The sequence below is a fragment of the Micromonospora sp. NBC_01699 genome, assembly GCF_036250065.1.
Taxonomy (GTDB): Bacteria; Actinomycetota; Actinomycetes; order Mycobacteriales; family Micromonosporaceae; genus Micromonospora_G.
Map to the genome: position 1 here is coordinate 3,919,439 of NZ_CP109199.1, position 19,781 is coordinate 3,939,219.

Annotated in this window: 18 protein-coding genes; 11 read left to right on the forward strand and 7 right to left on the reverse strand. The window is 72.9% G+C overall.

Going from position 1 to position 19,781, the window contains the following annotated elements; translation table 11 throughout:
• Nucleotides 1-29 precede the first annotated feature (29 nt).
• A complete protein-coding gene (locus OG792_RS17155; RefSeq protein ID WP_329110771.1) occupies nt 30-1,226 on the forward strand; it encodes an aminotransferase-like domain-containing protein in 1,197 nt (398 codons plus the stop codon).
• Nucleotides 1,227-1,281: 55 nt separating this feature from the next.
• Here the strand turns inward: OG792_RS17155 and OG792_RS17160 are convergent, their stop codons facing one another.
• The 6 genes from OG792_RS17160 to OG792_RS17185 form a co-directional block, all read right to left on the reverse strand.
• On the reverse strand, nt 1,282-1,911 hold the full coding sequence (locus OG792_RS17160; RefSeq protein WP_329110773.1) for a hypothetical protein: 630 nt from the start codon (nt 1,909-1,911) through the stop codon (nt 1,282-1,284).
• Between the two features lie 178 nt (nt 1,912-2,089).
• The gene (locus OG792_RS17165) at nt 2,090-2,683 is read right to left on the reverse strand and encodes a hypothetical protein (RefSeq protein WP_329110774.1); all 594 of its coding nucleotides are present in this window, start codon (nt 2,681-2,683) and stop codon (nt 2,090-2,092) included.
• Between the two features lie 280 nt (nt 2,684-2,963).
• Nucleotides 2,964-3,812, reverse strand: coding sequence for a bifunctional 5,10-methylenetetrahydrofolate dehydrogenase/5,10-methenyltetrahydrofolate cyclohydrolase (locus OG792_RS17170; protein WP_329110775.1), 849 nt, complete (start codon nt 3,810-3,812; stop codon nt 2,964-2,966).
• A complete protein-coding gene (locus OG792_RS17175) occupies nt 3,809-4,429 on the reverse strand; it encodes a cyclodeaminase/cyclohydrolase family protein (RefSeq protein WP_329110777.1) in 621 nt (206 codons plus the stop codon). The genes OG792_RS17170 and OG792_RS17175 overlap by 4 nt, the downstream gene beginning before the upstream one ends.
• Nucleotides 4,430-4,512: 83 nt before the next feature.
• A complete protein-coding gene (locus OG792_RS17180) occupies nt 4,513-5,979 on the reverse strand; it encodes an ATP-binding protein (RefSeq protein WP_329110778.1) in 1,467 nt (488 codons plus the stop codon).
• Complete coding sequence (locus OG792_RS17185; RefSeq protein WP_329110779.1) at nt 5,976-7,634, reverse strand: FAD-dependent oxidoreductase; 1,659 nt, start codon at nt 7,632-7,634, stop codon at nt 5,976-5,978. The genes OG792_RS17180 and OG792_RS17185 overlap by 4 nt, the downstream gene beginning before the upstream one ends.
• A gap of 202 nt (nt 7,635-7,836) precedes the next feature.
• Between OG792_RS17185 and OG792_RS17190 the strand changes: the two genes are divergently transcribed.
• From OG792_RS17190 to OG792_RS17230, 9 genes are all read left to right on the forward strand, one after another.
• Nucleotides 7,837-9,084 (forward strand): glycosyltransferase, encoded by a 1,248-nt coding sequence (locus tag OG792_RS17190; RefSeq protein WP_329110780.1) that lies wholly within the window; start codon nt 7,837-7,839, stop codon nt 9,082-9,084.
• 113 nt (nt 9,085-9,197) lie between these two features.
• On the forward strand, nt 9,198-9,893 hold the full coding sequence (locus OG792_RS17195; RefSeq protein WP_329110782.1) for an SDR family oxidoreductase: 696 nt from the start codon (nt 9,198-9,200) through the stop codon (nt 9,891-9,893).
• Nucleotides 9,887-11,494, forward strand: coding sequence for an MFS transporter (locus OG792_RS17200; protein WP_329110784.1), 1,608 nt, complete (start codon nt 9,887-9,889; stop codon nt 11,492-11,494). The genes OG792_RS17195 and OG792_RS17200 overlap by 7 nt, the downstream gene beginning before the upstream one ends.
• A complete protein-coding gene (locus OG792_RS17205; RefSeq protein ID WP_329110786.1) occupies nt 11,491-12,786 on the forward strand; it encodes a low temperature requirement protein A in 1,296 nt (431 codons plus the stop codon). Before OG792_RS17200 ends, OG792_RS17205 begins: the two co-directional genes overlap by 4 nt.
• A 169-nt stretch (nt 12,787-12,955) precedes the next feature.
• Nucleotides 12,956-14,155, forward strand: coding sequence for a M20 metallopeptidase family protein (locus OG792_RS17210; protein ID WP_329110788.1), 1,200 nt, complete (start codon nt 12,956-12,958; stop codon nt 14,153-14,155).
• A 52-nt stretch (nt 14,156-14,207) separates the two neighbouring features.
• Nucleotides 14,208-14,876 (forward strand): biliverdin-producing heme oxygenase, encoded by a 669-nt coding sequence (locus OG792_RS17215; RefSeq protein WP_329110789.1) that lies wholly within the window; start codon nt 14,208-14,210, stop codon nt 14,874-14,876.
• A complete protein-coding gene (locus OG792_RS17220) occupies nt 14,873-15,184 on the forward strand; it encodes a DUF2470 domain-containing protein (protein WP_329110791.1) in 312 nt (103 codons plus the stop codon). Before OG792_RS17215 ends, OG792_RS17220 begins: the two co-directional genes overlap by 4 nt.
• Before the next feature lie 76 nt (nt 15,185-15,260).
• Nucleotides 15,261-16,136 (forward strand): NAD-dependent epimerase/dehydratase family protein, encoded by an 876-nt coding sequence (locus tag OG792_RS17225; RefSeq protein WP_329110792.1) that lies wholly within the window; start codon nt 15,261-15,263, stop codon nt 16,134-16,136.
• 79 nt (nt 16,137-16,215) lie between these two features.
• The gene (locus OG792_RS17230) at nt 16,216-17,490 is read left to right on the forward strand and encodes an enolase C-terminal domain-like protein (protein WP_329110793.1); all 1,275 of its coding nucleotides are present in this window, start codon (nt 16,216-16,218) and stop codon (nt 17,488-17,490) included.
• Nucleotides 17,491-17,527: 37 nt separating this feature from the next.
• Here OG792_RS17230 and OG792_RS17235 read toward each other — a convergent pair whose 3' ends face one another.
• Nucleotides 17,528-18,562 (reverse strand): endonuclease/exonuclease/phosphatase family protein, encoded by a 1,035-nt coding sequence (locus OG792_RS17235; RefSeq protein WP_329111305.1) that lies wholly within the window; start codon nt 18,560-18,562, stop codon nt 17,528-17,530.
• 461 nt (nt 18,563-19,023) lie between these two features.
• Here OG792_RS17235 and OG792_RS17240 point away from each other — a divergent pair, with 461 nt between their 5' ends.
• The gene (locus tag OG792_RS17240) at nt 19,024-19,734 is read left to right on the forward strand and encodes a carbonic anhydrase (RefSeq protein WP_329110794.1); all 711 of its coding nucleotides are present in this window, start codon (nt 19,024-19,026) and stop codon (nt 19,732-19,734) included.
• Nucleotides 19,735-19,781: the final 47 nt, after the last annotated feature.

The following is a 19,781-nucleotide window of genomic DNA, read 5'->3' on the forward strand; positions in this document are numbered from 1 at the left end:
GGGCTCCGGGTGGTGGCTATGTTGGGCAGATGTCCGCCACCGCGTCGAACGCGCTTCCGATCGTGCAGTTCCGGAGCCGACCGGGAACGGTGGACCTGGCCTGGGGTCACCCCGACCCGGCAACCCTCCCGATCCGGGAGTGGGCACAGGCGTGCGTCGGCGCCCTGCGCCGGTACGGCGGCTCCGCGCTCGCCTACGGCCACCCGAACGGGCCGGGACCGCTGGTCGAGTGGCTGGTGGACCGGCTGGGCCGGACCGACGGGCGGGCCCCCGACCCGCCCCGGATCTTCGTCACCGCCGGTGCCTCGCACGCGCTCGACCTGGTCGCCGGGCTGCTCTGCCGGTCCGGTGACACGGTGTTGGTGGACGCGCCCACGTACCACCTGGCCTTCCGGGTGCTCGCCGACCACGGCGTGACCCTGGCGCCGACCCCGGCCGACCGGGACGGGATCGATCCGGCGGCAACCCGCGACCTGGTCGCACGGCTGCGCCGGGAGGGGCGGCGGGTGCCGCTGCTCTACCTCGTGCCGACCTTCGGCAATCCGACCGGCCGGAGCCTGGCCGAGCCCCGCCGGGCGGAACTGGTCGCGGTGGCCGAGCAGACCGGGCTGGTCCTGGTCGAGGACGACACCTACCGGGAACTCGCGTACGACGGGCCGGCGCCGCCGTCGCTCTACAGCGCCGCCGAGGACGGGGCGGTGATCCGGCTCGGCTCGTTCGCCAAGACCGTCGCGCCGGGGCTGCGGCTCGGCTGGCTCACCGCCGCACCGGCCCTGGTCGCCGCCCTCGCCGGGCGCGGCTACATCGACAGCGGCGGCGGGGTCAACCACACCAACGCGCTGTCGATGGCGGAGTTCGCGACCGCCGGCGCCTACGACCGTCACCTCGACCGGGTACGGGCGCGCTACCGGGGACAACGGGACGCGCTGGTCTCGGCGGTCCACCGTCACCTGCCGGAGGTCACCTTCACCACTCCGGCCGGCGGCTGGTTCCTCTGGCTGCGGCTACCCGCACCGATCGGCGCGACCGCACTGCTGCCGTACGCCGACACGAACGGGGTGTCGTACCTGCCGGGCACCCACTTCTTCGTCACCGACACCGGGGACACGCACCTGCGGCTGTCGTTCTCCCTGTTCGCACCGGACCAGTTGGAGGAGGGGACCCGGCGGCTGGCCCGAGCGATGACCCAACTGGGCTCGGCCCCGGAGCCGGGTCGCCCGCAGTGAGCCGGCCGGAGGCGGGCACGCCGCCGCCGTACGTCAACCGGACACGGGCGGCGGCTCAGCCGAGCGCGGCCCCGGTCGGATCGGCACTGTCGGTCGCCGTCGGATCCTGGTCCTCGCTGACGCTGGGAGTGGGAGTGGGAGTGGGGGTGGGCGTCGGCTCGTCACCGGGGCCGCTGGACGGCGACGGCGTTTCGCTGGGGCTGGGTGACGGCGTCGGCGGAACCGGGGTGGCCGACGGAGTCGGGGTCGGGCCGCTCGACGTCGGCGTGGGTCGACCCGGGGTCGAGCCGTGCGGATTCGACCGGGGCGTCCGGGACGGGGTGGCGTACGGCCGGGGTCTCGCGTCCGCCGTCGCGACCGGGCCGACGGCCCCGGTGCCGCCGGAGCCGGCCACCGACGGGGGCGGCACGCTCGTCTCGGCGGCGGCCGGACTCATCGGCACGATGACGTCGGTCGGACCCGCCGACACCGGGCTCCCGATCGGCGTGTCCGACAACGCGGCCGGCGCCGCGCGGCCGATCCCCTGGGCGAACCGACCACCGGCCCGGTTCGACACCGGGTCGGGACCCGACGCGCCGGCGGCGGTGAACGCGACCCCGAGTCCTACGCTGCCGACGAGGATCGCGGCGAGCACGCCGGTTGCGGGCCGGGGCGGGGGCGGTAGCGGACGACGGTGGGCGGGCACGGAAGCTCCCGGACGTAGTGAGGCGAAACGCCGTGGTCAGCGCGGTAGGGCTCGACCCTGCCCGCTGTCCGGGTCGGTACGCAACGAGACGTCGACCGCCTGTGTCCTATGTCATAACCAATCGGCATCGTCGGTCTAATACAAGCATCAGCCGGATATACCGGACTGATCCGAATAGTCACAGCCCGGCGGCCTGGTCGTAGCGTTGGCGCAGCTCGCGCATCCGCTCCTCCCCCAGCGACTCCTGCCGCGCCTCCTGCTGGTAGCGCTCGGGAAAGAGCTGACCGACCCGGTCACTGAACGACACCTCGTTGGTCGCCTCGGCCACCTGCACCGTCGGTGGATCGGTGCCCATCGCCACCACCACCGGCCCGACGAGCTTGACCGCCCAGTCCCAGGGCCGGTTCGGCTCGGCCACGCCGCAGAGATGGAACCCGTACGCCGTGTGGACCTGCGCCACGGAGGTCGCCTCGGCCGGTTCGAAGCCGAAGACCCGTACCCCGCAGACGATCTTGGTCTCGGCGGCCAGGCCCCCGGCGTGCTCGCCGTGACCCTGGTGCTGTTCCGGTTCGAGCTGTTCGAGCACCACGACCAGGCGACGGCCGAGCTGGCTGGCCAGGTCGTCGGCGGGCGCCGGCTGCGACCCGGCGGTGTTGACCAGGAGTACGACCGTGGCCGCCACCGCCAGCAGGATGACGGCCACCCAGACGAACCGGTTGCGCCACCAGCCCGACACCCGTGCCGGCTGGACCTCTTCCGGAGAAACTCGCATGTCTTCCCATCACGGATCGGACCCCGGTGGGAACGCCAGCACGGTCGTGTCGCGTACTGGTGGCAGCGGTTCCGGGGCGTTTGTCTGAGCACTGGTCACAGCCCGGTCCGGGGCGCCGCTGAACGCGAGCGGCCACCGCCTGGTGCCTGATCCGGCTCCGCCGACCGACGTGGTTGCCCCCGACGCCGTGGCGATACCGACCATCGGAGCACGCCGGGCGGCACCCGGTCAATGGTTGTCCGTCGATCCGTTTGCCGCCTCGGCGGAAACCCGACGCCGGCTACAACCGACCGGCCGCCGCCCGTACGGTGTGGTTCAGCAGCAACGCCGTGGTCACCGGGCCGACACCACCGGGGACCGGGGTGAGCCCGGCGGCCCGCTCGGCGACCGAATCCGCGTCCGCGTCCCCGACCAGGCCGCCGTCCGGGGTCGGGTTGGTGCCGACGTCGACCACCACCCCGCCCCGCTTGACGTGCTCGGCGGTGACCAGTCCGGGCCGGCCTGCGGCGGCGACCAGGATGTCGGCGGTCGCGGTGACGGCAGCCAGGTCGGGGGTACGGGAGTGGCAGACGGTCACCGTGGCGTGCCGGTCCAGCAGCAGGTGGGCGACGGGCTTGCCGACCACGGTGGACCGTCCGATCACGGCGGCCCGCCGTCCGGCCAGCTCGACGCCGTGGTGGTCCAGGAGCGCCAGCACGGCCGCCGCCGTCGCGGGCGGGTACGCCGGCAGACCGGCGGCGAGCCGGCCGAGGCTGAGCGGGTTCGCCCCGTCGACGTCCTTCTCGACCGCGATGGCGCCGCCCAGGTCCTCCAGGGTCGCCCCGGCGGGCAGCGGGGTCTGCAAGATGATGCCGTGCACCAGGTCGTCGGCGCTGAGCCGGGTCAGGGTGGCCCGGATCGTCGCCACGTCGGCGTCGCCGCCCAGCTCGATCACGTCACAGGTGATCCCGATCTTCGCCGCGGCGGTGCCGATCGAGCGTACGTACCAGGCGCTGGCCTCGTCGTCGGTGGCGACCACGACGGTGAGCCGGGGCGGTGTTCCGGCGGCGGTGAGCGCGGCGGCCCGTTCGGCGGTCTCGACCCGGATGGCCGCCGCCAGTTCACGGCCACCGAGCAGGAGCCCGCTCATCCGGCGATCCCGGCCCGCACGGCGGCGGTGACCCGGTCCGCGCGGGCGGCGAGCCCGTCGACCCGGTCCGTGGCCGCGACGAGTTCCGCGCGGACGGCGTCGTCGCGTACGCCGGTGAGGTTGACCTCGACGTTGACCCGGGCGGTGGTGGCGGCGGCGCGGGCGGCCTCGACGGCGGCGGCCACGTCGGTGCTGACGTTGGGGTTGCCGACCGGCAGCAGTTCCTCGGCCAAGGTCATGATCTTCGCGGCGGCGGTGATCACCCGGGCCGGCGGCTGTGCCGCGCCGACCAGGGCGGACGCTATCGCGGCCGAGCGGGCGGCACGCTGCGCGTCGGACTCCGCGGGTAGCCGGTAGGCGTCGCTGACCACGGTGAAGGCGGCCGCGTCGTCGGCGGCGAGCCCGAGGGCGGTACCGCGTAGTTCGTCGGCGCTGTCCCGGATCCGGTCGATGGTGTCGCGGTGCTCGGCGTACTTCTCTGCGCTGCTGTAGCGGGCCACCATGCCGAGCAGCGCGGCCGCCTGGGCGGCGTGCAACGCGGCCGTCGCGCCGCCGCCGGGTGCCGGGACCCGGTCGGCGAGCCGGTCCAGGAAGTCGCCGATCTTCTCGTCGCGCATTCGCGCTCGTCCTCCGCGTCGATGGCCGGTGCTGCCGGAGACAGATCCTGCCAGCAACCGGGACAGCGCCCGACGACGGCCCGCTAGGCCCCGACCGCCGGCTCCGCGTCGGCCAGCACCACCGGCGGCGGGGTGATCGGCAGGTAGACCCGGAACCGGGTGTCGCCCGGCGTCGAGGAGACCCGGATGTCGCCCCGATGCTTGGTCACCACTATCCGGTACGAGATGTCCAGCCCGAGCCCGGTGCCCTCGCCCACCGGCTTGGTGGTGAAGAACGGCTCGAAGATCCGGTCCCGGATCTCCGGCGCGATCCCCGGCCCGGTGTCACCGATCTCGACCACCACCATGTCGCCCTCCCGGCCGGTCCGTACGGAGAGCGTCCCGGTCTCGCCCATCGCGCCGAGCGCGTTGTCGATCAGGTTCGTCCAGACCTGGTTCAGCTCCGCCGCGTACGCCGGGATGGCGGGCAGGTTCGGGTCGTAGTACTTCTCCCTGCGTACCCCGGCCGGGATCTTCGCCTTCATGATGGTCAGCGTCGCGGTGAGCAGGTCGTGCACGTCCACCGTCTGGTACGGCGCCCGGTCCAGTTGGGTGTACTGCTTCGCCGCGCCGACCAGGCCGGAGATCCGCCCGACCGCGTCGTCGATCTCGCCCATCAGCTGCTCGGTCTCGACGCTGTAGGTGAGCCAGCGGACGGCCGGGTCGAGGTTCTCCTTACCGACCGCCAGCGCGACCTGGTCCAGCCAGTCGGTGTCGATACCGGCACCGACCAGCGTCGGGGCGAGCCGCCACCCGTCGACGAAGTCGTGTTCGTCGAGCCAGTCGGCCAGCGTCTCCTCGGCGTCGCTGGTCTCCAGCGCCGACAGCGTCGGGGCGGACGCGGCCCGCTTGACCGCCTCGTCCTGCAACTCGACCAGGTGGTGCAGCCGGGTGCCGTCGAGCCGGCCGTCGGCGATCATGGCGAGCTTGTGCCGCATGCCGGCGACCTGACCGCGCAGCGTCGACGTCGCCCGTACGGCGGCCGCGGCGGGATTGTTCAGCTCGTGGGTCAGCCCGGCCGACAGCGCACCGAGGGCGAGCAACCGCTCCCGCTCACCGAGCATCGTCTGGGTCCGCCGCATGCCGTAGAACAGCCCCTCCAGCAGGTGCACCGCCATCGGGAACCACTCCCGCATGGCGGTGGCGAACACCGCCGCCGGCAACACGAACAGCCGGCAGTCGGTGATCGCCCGCAGCGTGTTGGCATAGAGCTGGTCCGGGTCGTCGGGCATGTACGCCCGGATCGCGCCGCCGTAGACACCGCGCTGGCTGGTCCGGATGACCTCGACCTCCTCGCCGCGCACCCGACCGCTCTGCATCACCGTGCCGTCGAGCAGGACGTAGAAGCAGGTCGCCGGCTCGCCCTCGGCGAAGATGCAGGTCTCCGCCTCGCGCCACTGCACCCGGCCCTGCTCGGCGAGCCAGTCAAGCTGGTCGTCGGTGAGCTTCTCGAACAGGAACAGGGTGCGCAACTGCTCCCGGTCCAGCCGCTCGGTCTCCTGGTCACTCATTGCGCCTCCAGATACCGGTGTACCACCGTGACCGCCATGGCGCCCTCGCCGACCGCCGAGGCGACCCGCTTCACCGAGTCGGCCCGTACGTCACCGGCGGCGAACACCCCCGGCAGGCTCGACTCCAGGTGGTACGGGTCCCTCGGCAGCGACCAGCCGGCCGGCCGCTGCCCGTCGCGCAGCAGCGCCGGTCCGGTGACGATGAATCCGCGCTCGTCGCGCGAGACCACTCCTTCGAGCCAGTTCGTCCGGGGCTCGGCGCCGATGAAGACGAACAGCCAGGAGGTGTCGACCGTACGCGTGCTGCCGGTCCGCCGCTGGCACAGCGTCAGCCGCTCCAGGTGCTCGTCACCGTGCCCGCCGACGACCTCGGTGTTCGGGTGCACGGTGATGTTGGGGGCCCGTTCGACCTGCTCGATCAGGTACCGGGACATCGACGCGGTCAGGCTGTCGCCGCGGATGACGATGTTGACCCGGTGGGCGTACCGGGCGAAGTGCAGGGCCGCCTGGCCGGCGGAGTTCGCGCCGCCGACGATGTAGACCTCCTCGCCGCTGCAACTGGGCGCCTCGGTCGCGGCGGAGCCGTAGAAGACGCCTCGCCCGGTCAGGTCGGCCAGGCCCGGCGCGTCGAGCAGCCGGTAGGAGACGCCGGTGGCCAGCACGGCGGCGTGCGCGGCGAGCGAGGTGCCGTCGCCGAACCGGAGCAGGCGGGCGGTGCCGGCGGCTTCGAGGCCGACCACCTCACGGGTGCTGAGGATCTCGGCGCCGAACTTCAGCGCCTGCCGGCGGGCCCGGTCGGTCAGCTGTGCACCGGACACCCCCTCGGGGAAGCCGAGGTAGTTCTCGATCCGGCTGCTCTGGCCGGCCTGCCCACCGGTTGCCCGCTGCTCGACCAGGACCGTACGCAGTCCCTCGGAGGCGGCGTAGACGGCGGCGCCGAGCCCCGCCGGACCGGCGCCGACCACGATCACGTCGTAGAAGTCGGACGCGGGTGTGGTGCTCAGGCCGACGTGACCGGCCAGGTCCGCCTCCGACGGCGTCGCCAGCGCCTTGCCTTCCGGGGTGATGACCACCGGCACGTCGGCGAGGGTGAGGTTGGCGGCGGCGAGCAGCCGCTCCCCCTCCGGTTCGTCGGCGAGCAGCCACCGGAACGGCACCAGGTTGCGGGCCAGGAAGTCGCGCATCGCGAACGACGGCGCGGACCAGCGGTGCCCGATCACCCGGGTCTCGGTGGCCGTGCTGTCCGGGGTGGCCAGCCACACCTCAAGCAGGCTGTCCAGCACCGGGTAGAGCTTCTCCTCCGGCGGGTCCCAGGGCTTGAGCAGGTAGTGGTCGAGGTCGACGATGTTGATCGCGTCGATGGCGGCGTCGGTGTCCGCGTACGCGGTCAGCAGCACCCGCCGGGCCTGCGGGAAGAGATCCATCGCCGATTCCAGGAACTGGATGCCGTTCATCTGCGGCATCCGGTAGTCGGCCAGCAGCACGGCAACCTGCTCGCCGCGCAGTTTGAGCTCCCGGAGAGCGGCCAGTGCCGCGTCACCGGAGTCAGCCCGGACCACCCGGTACCGGTCGCCGTAACGGCGCCGGATGTCGCGCGCCACGGCACGCGACACCGCGGGATCGTCGTCGACGGTCAGGATCGCGGGGTTCACCATGAAGTTTCATCCTGAAGGGGAGGTTGAGCTGCCTGCCGAGTTCTCCGGCAACCCTAGATGACCGCGACGGCCGCGCCGACCACCTGGTCAACGCCCGACCGGGCGGTAACAGGGTCGAAGGCCGCGTTTTTCCGTACCCGGCGGACGCACCGGCGCCCGCGTGCGAGGCTCGCGACATGCTGCCCAGGGTCGCGGCACGCCGATGCGGGTGCTGATCGTCACCGCCGGGTCACGCGGTGACGTCGCGCCGTACACCGGTCTGGGTGCCCGGCTGCACGCGGCCGGGCACCGGGTCACGATCGCCGCGTTGCCCTCGTTCGCCGGCCTGGTGACCGGCTGCGGCCTGGACTTCGCGCCGCTGCCCGGCGACCTGCGGGCGCTGCGGGCGGCTGGCGGGCGACCGGACCGGTTCGGCGCCGGGCCCCGGAGCCTGGCCGAGTTCGTCCGGCTCGGCACCCGGTTCGTCGACGAGCTCGGCGACGGCATCCGCGCCGCCGCCGACCACGGCGTCGACCTGCTGCTCTGCTCGACCACCACGGCACCGCTGGGCTACTCGGTGGCCGAGCGGCACGGGGTGCCGAGCATGGGGGTGTTCCTGCAACCGATCCACCCGACCCGGGAGTTCCCGCCGATGCTGCTCGGCGGGCGGTCGCTGGGTCGGTGGGGCAACCGGGCCGCCGGCCGGCTGGGACAACTGATCGCCCGGCGGGCCTACGCGAGCGCCTCCCGGCGGCTGCGGAGCCGGTTGGGCCTCGCCCCGACCAGGCTGCACACCCTGGTCGAGGCGGCGATGGTACGCGGCTGGCCGATCCAGCACGGTTTCAGCCCGAGTGTCGTGCCCCGGCCGACGGACTGGCGGCCCGGCCTGGAGGTGGTCGGCTACTGGTGGCCGGCGGAGTCGCCCGACTGGCGACCGTCGCCGACCCTGATCGACTTCCTCGACGCCGGACCGCCCCCGGTGTACGTCGGTTTCGGCAGCATGGTCGGTGGCGACGACCGGTTCCGCGGGCTGGTCACGGCCGCGCTGCGCCGGGCCGGCGTACGCGGGGTGATCCAGGTCGACGACGGGGCGGAGCCGGTCCGGACGGTGTCCGCCGACGTGATCACCATCGGGGAGGCGCCGCACGACTGGCTCTTCCCCCGGATGGCCGCCCTGGTGCACCACGCCGGCTGCGGCACCACCGCGGCCGGGCTCCGGGCCGGGGTGCCGGCGGTCCCGATCCCGATAATGGCCGACCAGCCGTTCTGGGCCGCCCGGCTGGCCGCGCTCGGGGTCAGCCCGGACACCGTGCCGGCCGGACGGCTCGACGTGGACCGGCTCGCCGCCGCGATCCGGGCCGCCGTCACCGAACCGGCCCTCACCGAGCGGGCCCGGGCCGTCGCGGGCCGGCTGGCCGCCGAGGACGGCGCCGGTGCGGTCGTACGGGCGGTCGACCGCCTCGCCGGCTAGCGCCCCCGCCACTCATCCCCGAACGGGCGACATATCCGATCCGCTGCCCGCGACCGGGTCCCGGATGACAGGGTCGGGACAACGGGGCAACACCGAGCAGGACTGGAGGGGGCATGGGCGCCAGGACGTTCGTCGTGGCCGGCGGCACCAGCGGACTCGGGTTGGAGATCGCCCGCAAGCTCGTCACCGACCACCGGGTGTTCGTGCTCGGCAACGTCGCCGACGAGGTCGCCGCCACCACCAGTGAACTCGAATGCGCCGGCGCGACCTGCGACGTCTCCTCGTACGACCGGGTCACGCACGCGCTGCACGACGTGACCCGGCGGTACGGCGCCATCGACGGGCTCGCGCACTGCGCCAGCATGTGGGCCGGCGGCTCGCTGGAGGACATGTCGCCGGACGCGCTGCGCAAGGCCGTCGAGGTCAACGTGCTCGGCACGGTCTACCTGCTGCGCGAGACGCTGATCCGGATGCGCGAACGGGGCCGGGGCAACATCGTCTACATCGGGGCGATGGCGGTCGACAAACCCCGTCCCGGCATCCCGGTCTACCGGGCCACCAAGAACTTCGGCAAGAGCCTGGTCGAGTCGCTCGCCCAGGCCGAGGGCACCGACGGCATCAAGGTGATGCAGATCCACCCCGGGCCCATGCACACCAGGCTCCAGGAACGGGTCGGTGCCGAGTTCCTCGACGAGGTCTACGCCGAGCCCGAGCAGGTGGCCCGGGAGGTCGTACGACTGCTGCTCCTGGAACCCGACGAGCTGTACCTCTCGGGCCAGGAAGTCCTCCGCGCCGACGGCAGGTGGTAAGCGCCGGACCCGCTACCGCCGAGCCGTCCACCTCGGCCTGGGCACCGCTGCGCGGGGCCGCGTACCGCCATCTCTGGCTGGCGCTGCTCGCCGCGAACATCGGCACCTGGATGCAGACCGTCGGCGCGCAGTGGCTGCTGATCGACGAACGCAACGCCTCGACCCTGGTGTCGCTGGTGCAGACGGCGAGCATGCTGCCGATCCTGCTGCTGGCGCTGCCGGCCGGGGCGCTGGCCGACGCGTTCGACCGGCGGCACCTGCTGATCGCGGTGCAGGTCTACCTCGCCGCGGTCGGCCTGCTGCTGACCGTGCTGACCGCGACCGGCCGGATGCCGCCGGCCCTGCTGCTCACCCTCACCTTCGCCATCGGCGTCGGGCAGGCGCTGACGCTGCCGTGCTGGGCGGCGATCATCCCGGAACTGGTCCCGCGCAACCAGTTGCAGTCCGCCTCGGCGCTCGGCTCGATCAGCGTGAACGCGGCCCGGTCGATCGGCCCGGCGATCGCCGGACTGCTGATCGCCCGGTCCGGGGTGGCACCGGTCTTCGCGATCAACGCGATCGCCGTACTGGTCTTCGGGTTCGCGCTGTTGCGCTGGCGTACCGACCACGCCCGCGCGGTCGAGGTGCCGGAGCGGTTCACCGCCGCGCTGCGGGCCGGTGGGCGGTTCGTCCGGCACTCGCCGGTGGTCCGCCGGCTGCTGTTGCGGGCGCTGCTGTTCCTCGTCCCCGGCAGTGCGCTGTGGGCGCTGCTGCCGCTGGTGGCGAACCGCCAACTGCACCTGAACTCCAGCGGGTACGGCATCCTGCTCGCCGCGCTCGGCGTCGGCGCGATCGCCGGCGGGGTGATCCTGCCCTGGGTACGGGTGCACCTGACCGCCGGCCAGTTCCTGCTCACCGCCGGCCTGCTGTACGGCGCGGCGCTGATCGTCGTCGCGCTGGTGTCCAGCCTGCCGGTGGTGCTGGTCGCGCTGGTCCCGGCCGGGGTGGCCTGGGTGACCGTGCTGTCGAACCTGAACGCGGAGATCCAGCTCTACCTGCCCGGCTGGGTACGCGCCCGCGGGCTGGCCGTCTACCAGGTGGTCTTCGCCGGTGGGCAGGCGGTCGGCGCCCTGGTGTGGGGGGTGGTCGGCGACATGGCCGGGCTGGTCGCCGCGCATCTCGCCGCGGCCGTGCTGATGCTGCTCGGCGCGGTGACCGTACGCCTGTGGCCGCTGCCCGACCTGCGCGGCAACAACCAGGACCCGGAGTCCTACTGGCCGGCGCTGCGCCTGACCCACGAACCCGACCCGCGGATCGGACCGGTGGTGGTCCTGGTGACGTACGTGGTGCGGGCCGAGTGCGAGAACGCGTTCATCGACGCGATGGAGCTGGTACGGGGTTCGCGGCAGCGTACCGGCGCCAGCCGCTGGGGCCTGTACCGCGAGGGTGAGTCACCGGCGTGTTTCGTCGAGGTCTACCAGCTGCCCTCCTGGGACGAGCACCTGCGCCAGCACGGCGGCCGGTTGACCGGCACCGACCGGGAGGCGGAGCAGCGGGCACTGGCGTTGGCCGACGGCAGCCCGCGGGTACGTCACCTGCTGCCCACCGAGGCCGGCTCGTGAGCGGGAACGCGCGCCGCCCGCTGCGGATCCGGGCCGCCGGGGAGGGCACCCGGGTCAACCGCCTGGAACTCTTCTTCGACCTGGTCTTCGTCTACGCCTTCTTCAACGTCTCACGGGCGACCACCGACAACCTCACCGGCATCGGTCTGCTGCACGCGCTGCTGATCATCGCGCTGCTCTGGTGGTGCTGGGTCGCCTACGCCTGGGCCGGCAACGCGATCCGGTCCGGCGAGGGAATGGTGCCGGCGGTGCTGTTCCCGGTCATGGCCGCGATCTTCGTCGTGGCCCTGACCGTCGAGGAGGCATTCTTCGACATCCCCGGTGGCCTGTCCGGCCCGCTCGTCTTCGCCTGCTGCTATTTCGTGATCCGGATGCTGTACGTGGTGTTGCAGTGGCACGCCGCCGCCGACCAGCCGCAACTGCGCGTCCAGATGGTCCGGGTCAGCGCGACGATAGTGGTCGCCACCGGGTTCCTGCTGCTCGCCGCGTTGGTGCCGGAGATGCTGCTGCACGGGTCGGCCCGTACCTGGACCCAGATCGGCTTCTGGCTGCTCGCCGTGGTGGTCGAGTACTGCTCCGGTTTCCTGGCGGCCCCGACCGGCTGGCGGATCGCCTCGGCCGACCACTGGGCCGAACGCTTCTCGCTGATCCTGCTGGTCGCGTTCGGCGAACTGATCATCTCGGTCGGGGTCGGCGGCACCCAGCTCCCCCATCCGATCACCTGGCCGCTGATCATCGCGGCGGTGCTCGGCATCATGGTGACCGCCGCCCTCTGGTGGGCGTACTTCGACATCGTGGCGCTCGCCGCCGAGCAGGCGCTGCACGCCGCGCACGGGCTGCACCGGGTGGTACTCGCCCGGGACGCCTACATCTACCTGCACCTGCCGATGATCGCCGGGCTGATGCTGCTGTCGCTGGGCGGCAAGGAGGCGCTCAAGCACATCGGCGACCCGAACATCGGATCCGTCCCGATACACCCGGTCGCGATCACCCTGCTGTACGGCGGGATGATCCTCTATCTGCTCGGCCACCTCGGCTTCCAGGTGCGCATGCTGGGCACGGTGACCTGGACCCGGGTCGGCACGATCACGCTGACCGCCGCGCTGATCCCGCTCGCCGTCAACGTGCCCGGACTGATGGCCCTGGTCCTGCTGGCCGCGACGAGCGTCGCCCTCGTCGGCAGTGAACTCGTCCTGCTCGCCAGCTCCCGCCGCAGCATCCGGGCGGCGGTCCTGGAGGAGCGTCTCGCGAGCGAGGCCCGGGAGACCGCCTGGCGCCGCCAACACCGGTGACGAACGGCCCGGCCGCGGTCCGGACGAGCCACGACCGACCCGCCCCGACGGAAAGATCCACATCCGGTACCGGCGCCGCCCGCCCCGGGGTCGTTAGGATTCGACCGGTGAGCTGCCCGGCACCGGCGCACCGCGACCGGTGCCCACCGGCGGCGGAAATGGGGAGAAGATGGGCCTGCGCCAGGACGCCGCGACAATCCAGGACGAGTTGGCCGCGCTCCGCCGGGAGCTGCACCAGATCCCGGAGATCGGCCTGCACCTGCCACGGACCCAGGAACGGGTGCTCGCCGCGCTCGCCCCGCTGCCACTGGAGATCAGCACCGGCACCGACCTCACCTCGATCACCGCCGTGCTGCGCGGCGGCCGTCCCGGCCCGGCGGTGCTGCTCCGGGGGGACATGGACGCCCTGCCCGTCGCCGAGGGCATCTCCGGCCTGGCCTACGCCTCCCGGCACGACGGCGTCATGCACGCCTGCGGCCACGACCTGCACACCGCCGGGCTGGTCGGCGCCGCGCGACTGCTCAGCGCCCGCCGCGACGAACTCGCCGGGGACGTGGTGTTCATGTTCCAGCCCGGCGAGGAGGGCTTCGACGGCGCCAGCCACATGATCTCCGAGGGGGTGCTTACCGCCGCCGGCCGCCCGGTCGTCGCCGCGTACGGGCTGCACGTGCTCTCCGGCACCCTCGACCGGGGTGTCTTCTCGTCCCGGCCCGGCTCGCTGATGGCCGCCTCCGCCGGGCTGTTCGTCCGGGTTGTCGGGGCCGGCGGGCACGGCTCCACCCCGCACCGCACACTCGACCCGATCCCGGTCGCCGCCGAGATGGTCACCGCGTTGCAGACCATGGTCACCCGCCGGTTCGACGTGTTCGACCCGGTGGTGCTGACCGTCGGCGTGTTCCAGGCCGGCACCCGGCGCAACATCATCCCGGACGACGCGAACTTCGAGGCGACCGTACGGAGCTTCTCCTCGGAGACGAACGCACAGGCCGGCGCGTACGCGATCGAGCTGTGCGAGCACATCGCCGCCGCGCACGGGATGCGGGCCGAGGTCCGGTTCGAGCAGGAGTACCCGGCGACGGTCAACGACGCCACCGAGCACGAGTTCGTCGCGGCGACCGTACGCGACGTGTTCGGCCCGGACCGGTTCGCGGACCTGGTCGAACCGATGACCGGCTCCGAGGACTTCTCCCGCGTCCTGGACCTGGTACCGGGGGCGTACCTCTTCCTCGGCGCCTGCGTTGGCGACCCGAAGACGGCACCGAGCAACCACTCGCCACGGGCCGCCTTCGACGACAGCGTGCTCGCCGACGGGGCCGCCCTGCTCGCCGAACTCGCCGTCCGGCGACTCAGCCCGCCGCGCGTACCCTGACCAATACCGTGGGTGCACCCACCGCTGGCCCCCGTACAGGGAGGTAGCCCCGATGAGTACGACCGGCGACCCGTTCTCCGTCCGGCTCCGTCAGGCGACCTGGTCCGAGCATCAGGCGGCCGAGTCCGAGAGGTACGTCTCGGCGCTGATCGCGGGTGACCTCGACCGCGCCGACTACGCCACCCTGGTGGCCCAGCACCACGCCATCTACCGGGCGTTGGAGACCGTCGCCGACGAACTGCGCGACCACCCGGTGGTGGGGCGGTTCGTCGACGACCGGCTGACCCGGCTGCCCGCGCTCGACGCCGACCTGGAGTTCCTCGCCGGGCCGGACTGGGCCGACCACCTACCGACCAACCCGACCACCCTGGCGTACGCGGCCCGGATCCGTACGGTCGGCGCGTCCTGGCCGGCCGGGTTCGTCGCCCACCACTACACCCGCTACCTGGGCGACCTCTCCGGCGGGCTGGCCATCGGCCGGGCGCTGAGCCGCACCTACCGCCTCGGTGACGGCCCCGGCGCGACGTTCTACCGGTTCGCCGGGATCCCCGACCCGCGCGCCTACAAACAGGCGTACCGGGAACGCCTGGACGCGCTGCCGCTGGACGAGGGCCAACGGGTGGCGGTCGTCGACGAGGTCCGGGTCGCCTACCGGTGCAACATCGCCGTACTCTCCGAACTCGGGCGGGCGACGGGCCGGGCCGGAGAGGTGGCGGCATGAGCGACACGGACGTGTTCACCCCGGACGTGGTCGCCGCGATCGGTCGCCACATGAACGACGACCACGCCGACGACTCGCTGCTCATCTGCCGTACGCTCGGTGGCCAGCCGGACGCGACCGGGGCCCGGATGAGCGGCCTGGACGCCGACGGCATCGAGTTCGACGCCGCCGTCGACGGCATCACCGTGCCGGTCCGGGTCCCGTTCGGGCACCGGCTGACCGAGCGGGCCGAGGTCCGCCGGGAGGTGGTCCGGATGTACCGCGAGGCGTGCGAGTCGCTCGGCTTGCAACCGGGGCAACCGGGATGACCCGTGTTCGTCCCCACCCGCCGGGTCCATCGTGGAGCCGGGACCGATTCGCCGCAGGATGAGAGGCACCACAGACGTGACCAGCGCAGTTCCGCAACGGGTCCTGGTGACCGGCGCCGCCGGGCTGATCGGCCGGGCCGTCCTGGCCGACCTCGCCGACCGGGGCGTGTCGGCGACCGCACTCGTCCTGGCGGCCGCCGACGACCTGCCGGCGAGCCGGATCGTGGTCGGTGACGCCGGTGACCCCGAGATCGTCCGCTCCGCGCTGGACGGCGTGGACGCCGTGGTGCACCTGGCGGCGATCCCGGCACCGCACCTGGACACCGCCCAGGCGGTGTTCACCCGCAACACCCGGGCGACCTTCGCCGTGCTGGAGGAGGCCGGCAGGGCCGGCGTACGCCGGGCGGTGATCGCGTCCAGCTTCTCGGTGACCGGCCTGCCGTGGGCCGACGTGGACCTGCATCCGGCGTACGTGCCGGTCGACGAGCGGCTGCCGTTGCAGGTGACCGACCCGTACGCGCTCGGCAAGCAGGCCGACGAGGCGACCGCCGAGATGATGGCCCGCCGGCACGGGGGCAGCGTCGTCGCGCTCCGGCTGCCGTTCGTCGGACAGCACGACGACCGGTTGGCCCACCGGTCCGCCGAGTTCGCGCGGGACCCGGGCTCCGGCGCCGGGGATCTGTGGAGCTACCTCGACGTACGCGACGCCGCGCGGGCCTGCTGGCTCGGGCTCACCCGGCCCGGTCCGGGAGCGCACGTGCTCTTCGTCGCCGCCGACGACATCCTCGCCCCGTTCCCGACCGCCGAACTGCTCGACCGGTACCACCCCGACGTGCCCCGGCGGGCGGCGCTGCCCGGCCGGTCCTCGGCGATCGACACCCGGGCCGCCCGGGACGTGCTGGGCTTCGAACCGGAACACCGGTACGTGGCCGATCCGGCACTCCTGTCCTGAGCCGGCTCCCGCCACCCCCGCCCCCACCACCCCCGCGCCGCCGGCTGATCGGCGTGCCCGCACGAGCCGAAGAGGACCGATGACCGAGGCCGAACTGCCCGTACTGCCCGAGACCCAGGCGCCCTGGCCGGCCCGGGACGGCGTGCGGATCACCCGGGTACGGGCGATCGTCACCGCGCCCGAGGGGCCGCCGCTGGTGGTGGTCCGGATCGACACCAACGAACCCGGCCTGTACGGGCTCGGCTGCGCCACCTTCACCCAGCGGTTCGCCGCCGTGGTCGCGACCATCGAGCAGCACGTGGCGCCGATGCTGATCGGTCGGCACCCGGCCGACATCGAGGACATCTTCCGGATGGTCCACTTCTCGTCGTACTGGCGTAACGGGCCGGTGACCAACAACGCGCTGGCTGGGGTGGACCTGGCGCTGTGGGACATCGCCGGCAAGCGGGCCGGGATGCCGGTCTACGAACTGCTCGGCGGGCGGGTCCGCACCGCCGCCCAGTGTTACAGCCACGCGGGCGGGTCGACCGTGACCGAGACCCTGGACCAGGCGCGGGAGCTCATGGCGGCCGGCTACCGGCACATCCGGCTCCAGGTCGGTCAGCCGGGCCTGGGCGCGTACGGCGCCGCCGGGGTGGGCGGCGGCTACCCGGGGCAGCCGTACCCGGACGGGTGGGACGTGCAGCAGTACCTGCGGACCACCCCGGCGCTGTTCGCCGCCGCCCGTACCGAGTTGGGCGAGGAGGTGGAGCTGCTGCACGACGTACACAGCCGGCTCACGCCGAAGCAGGTGGTGCTGCTGGCCCGCGCGCTGGAACCGTACCGGTTGTTCTTCCTGGAGGACGTGATCGCGCCGGAGGAGTACGACCGGCTGCCGCAGATCCGCGCCGAGTCGCCGGTGCCGATCGCGGTCGGCGAGCAGGTCAGCTCGGTCGCGGACGCCGCCCGGCTGGTCCTCGGCGGCGGGGTGGACCTGCTCCGGCTGCACATCACCGCGGTCGGCGGGCTGACCCCGACCCGCAAGCTGGTGGCGCTCTGCGAGCTGACCGGGGTGAAGACCGCCTGGCACGCGCCGGCCGACGTCTCCCCGATCGGTGCGGCGGCGAACGTGGCCCTCGACGTCACCACGCCCGCGTTCGGTATCCAGGAGGGCCACGAGTACAACGAGGCCGCCCGCGAGGTCTTCCCCGGCACGCTGGTGGCCCGCAACGGTTACCTCTACCCGAACGACGCACCCGGTTGGGGAATCGAGTTGGACGAGCGGCTCGCCGCGAACTACCCGCCAGTCACCCACCTGCACGAACGCTGGTCGGCGCGGGTCCGCCGCCCGGACGGCGGCATCGAGGCGCCGTAGGTGTCACCCGGTCCGGTGGGGCCGGGCCGGCGGGTGGTCAGCGGTGGAAGCCGACGAACCAGCCGGGGTGGTCGGTGTACCGCATCGGGTGGCGGCGCGGGTCCGCGACGCCGAGACCGGTGCTGGCCAGCAGCTGTTGGACGCCGCCGTCGCCGGTGCGGTGGTAGCCGGTGGGAACACAGTCCCGCACGTCCGGGGAGCCACCGGCGGACAGGTTGAAGTCGCCGCCGACGACCACCGGGGCGGTCGACCCGACCGTTGCCCGGATCGCGGGTATCTCGACGTCCAGCAGCCGCCGGCACTGTCGCATCGCGATCGACGACGACAGGTACGTCAGGTGCGTCGTACAGGCGTAGTAGGTGCCGGCCGCCGCCACGCACAGCCACACCCGCAGCTCGTCCGGGTAGCCGCCCTGGTCCGGGTAGAGCCCGTTGAACACCGACACGGCACCCCGGTCGGCGGCGGGCACCCGGCCGAGGATCCCGATGCCGTACGCGTCGCCGTTGCGGCACCGGTAGGGTCGCGAGCCGTCGGGCAGGTCCCCGGCCGGTTGGAACGCCCAGAAGACCCGGTCGGCCGGGAAGTTGCGGACCATCGCCGGGTGCAGGGCGGTCGCCACGTCGTCGCGGCAGATCTCGTTGAGGGTCACCACCTGCGGGCGCAGCGCCGTGATCGCCGCGTACGCCTCACCGACCGCCCGGCCGTTGTTCAGCGCCGCGTAGCAACCGGCAAAGCCGCTGTTGCAGAGGTTGAGCTGGAGTACGCCGAAGGGAGTTCCGCCGGACGGTGTCGGCGACCGGTCCGGGCTCGGCTCCGGCTCCGGCTCCGGCTCCGGCTCACGACCGTCCCCGGCACCGCCCCACCCGCCCAACTCGGCGCAGGGTCCCACCTCGGGACAGAACCGCTGTACGCCGGAGACCGGGTCGACCTGCGGCCGGGGCCGTCCCGGCTGGACCGGGGCTGATCCGGCGACCACCGCCAGCGACAGCAGCACGATGAGTCCGGCGACGGCCCCGATGCCGGTCGAACCGCGTTCCGTGCGCCGCCGGGGGAGCCTCGGGAGGAAAGTCATTCGCACGCGCCGCCCCGTCCGTCACCGAACCGGTGACGCCGTCGATGCCCACGCCGAACCGGGGTGAGATCTCGCCGAGGGTAACCGATGCCCGAGACCCGCCATGCTCGCACCGGTATCCCGCCGATGGCCCGCGTGCGCCGGGAAGCACGTTCCGGGTGAACGACAACCGAAGCGGCGATGGCCGGCAGGTGGTCCTCTACAAACTCGCTGGACTGGTCTGACAACGGAGCGTAGGCCCTGGCCAGGCCCCGGCCGTTGTCGAGATCACTGTCTTGTTTCTGACTGGCGGTCTTTGCGCAGGTCGCCTCGATCAACCTGTCGGACCGTACGAAATCAGGGTTTCGCGAGGTGGACCGGGGGGCGCAATATCTGCGGGGTCCTCGCCGGACCACGGCGAACATCCCTGGCCGGCGGGCCCATCCTCTTCCCCGTTCACACCCATCACGAGGAGACACCCCTTGTCTCAGCAGATCGTGTCCCGTCGCTCGCTGCTCGCCGCCGGTGGCCTCACCGCCGCCGGCGCGGCCGGCGTGCTCGGGCTCGCCGCCCCGGCCTCGGCCCACCAGGCCGAGCCGCCCGCACCCACCCCCACCACCGCTCTCAGCCGGCTCGTCGCCGGCAACAAGCGCTTCTACAAGGGCAACTCCCGGCACCCGCACCAGTCCCTGCGGGACCTGCACGAGTTGGCCGCCGGACAGCACCCGTTCGCGATCACGCTGGGCTGCGCCGACTCCCGGGTCGCCCCGGAGGTCCTGTTCGACCAGGGCCTCGGTGACCTGTTCGACAACCGGGTCGCCGGCAACATCGTGGACGACCTGCTGCTCGGCAGCATCGAGTTCGCAATCGAGGAGTTCGGGGTGCCGCTGATCGTGGTCCTCGGCCACGAGCGGTGCGGCGCCATCTCCGCCACCATCGACGCGATCGAGCACGGTGGCGAGGCCCCCGGCCACATCGGCACCATCGTCGAGGCCCTGCGTCCGATCATCGAGCCGCTGGTCGGCGGCCCCGGCGACGTGGTCGAGGCCGCCGTACAGGCGAACGTGCTCGCCCAGGTGCAGAACCTGCTCGACCAGAGCGAGATCGTCCGGGAAAAGGTCCACGCGGGCGCCCTCGGCATCGTCGGGGCCCGCTACGACCTCGACAACGGCAAGGTCACCCTGCTCGGCTAGAACCTTCCGGTACGACCACCGCCGGTCCGGGTCCGCCCGGCCGCCGA

Bases quoted from the DNA above. Each gene is read 5' to 3' on its own strand.
- OG792_RS17170 (WP_329110775.1), bottom strand. From the start codon at position 3,812: ATGAGCGGGCTCCTGCTCGGTGGCCGTGAACTGGCGGCGGCCATCCGG.
- OG792_RS17175 (WP_329110777.1), bottom strand. From the start codon at position 4,429: ATGCGCGACGAGAAGATCGGCGACTTCCTGGACCGGCTCGCCGACCGG.
- OG792_RS17155 (WP_329110771.1), top strand. From the start codon at position 30: ATGTCCGCCACCGCGTCGAACGCGCTTCCGATCGTGCAGTTCCGGAGC.
- OG792_RS17215 (WP_329110789.1), top strand. From the start codon at position 14,208: ATGAGTACGACCGGCGACCCGTTCTCCGTCCGGCTCCGTCAGGCGACC.
- OG792_RS17195 (WP_329110782.1), top strand. From the start codon at position 9,198: ATGGGCGCCAGGACGTTCGTCGTGGCCGGCGGCACCAGCGGACTCGGG.
- OG792_RS17165 (WP_329110774.1), bottom strand. From the start codon at position 2,683: ATGCGAGTTTCTCCGGAAGAGGTCCAGCCGGCACGGGTGTCGGGCTGG.
- OG792_RS17185 (WP_329110779.1), bottom strand. From the start codon at position 7,634: ATGGTGAACCCCGCGATCCTGACCGTCGACGACGATCCCGCGGTGTCG.
- OG792_RS17180 (WP_329110778.1), bottom strand. From the start codon at position 5,979: ATGAGTGACCAGGAGACCGAGCGGCTGGACCGGGAGCAGTTGCGCACC.
- OG792_RS17220 (WP_329110791.1), top strand. From the start codon at position 14,873: ATGAGCGACACGGACGTGTTCACCCCGGACGTGGTCGCCGCGATCGGT.
- OG792_RS17235 (WP_329111305.1), bottom strand. From the start codon at position 18,562: ATGACTTTCCTCCCGAGGCTCCCCCGGCGGCGCACGGAACGCGGTTCG.
- OG792_RS17190 (WP_329110780.1), top strand. From the start codon at position 7,837: ATGCGGGTGCTGATCGTCACCGCCGGGTCACGCGGTGACGTCGCGCCG.
- OG792_RS17210 (WP_329110788.1), top strand. From the start codon at position 12,956: ATGGGCCTGCGCCAGGACGCCGCGACAATCCAGGACGAGTTGGCCGCG.
- OG792_RS17230 (WP_329110793.1), top strand. From the start codon at position 16,216: ATGACCGAGGCCGAACTGCCCGTACTGCCCGAGACCCAGGCGCCCTGG.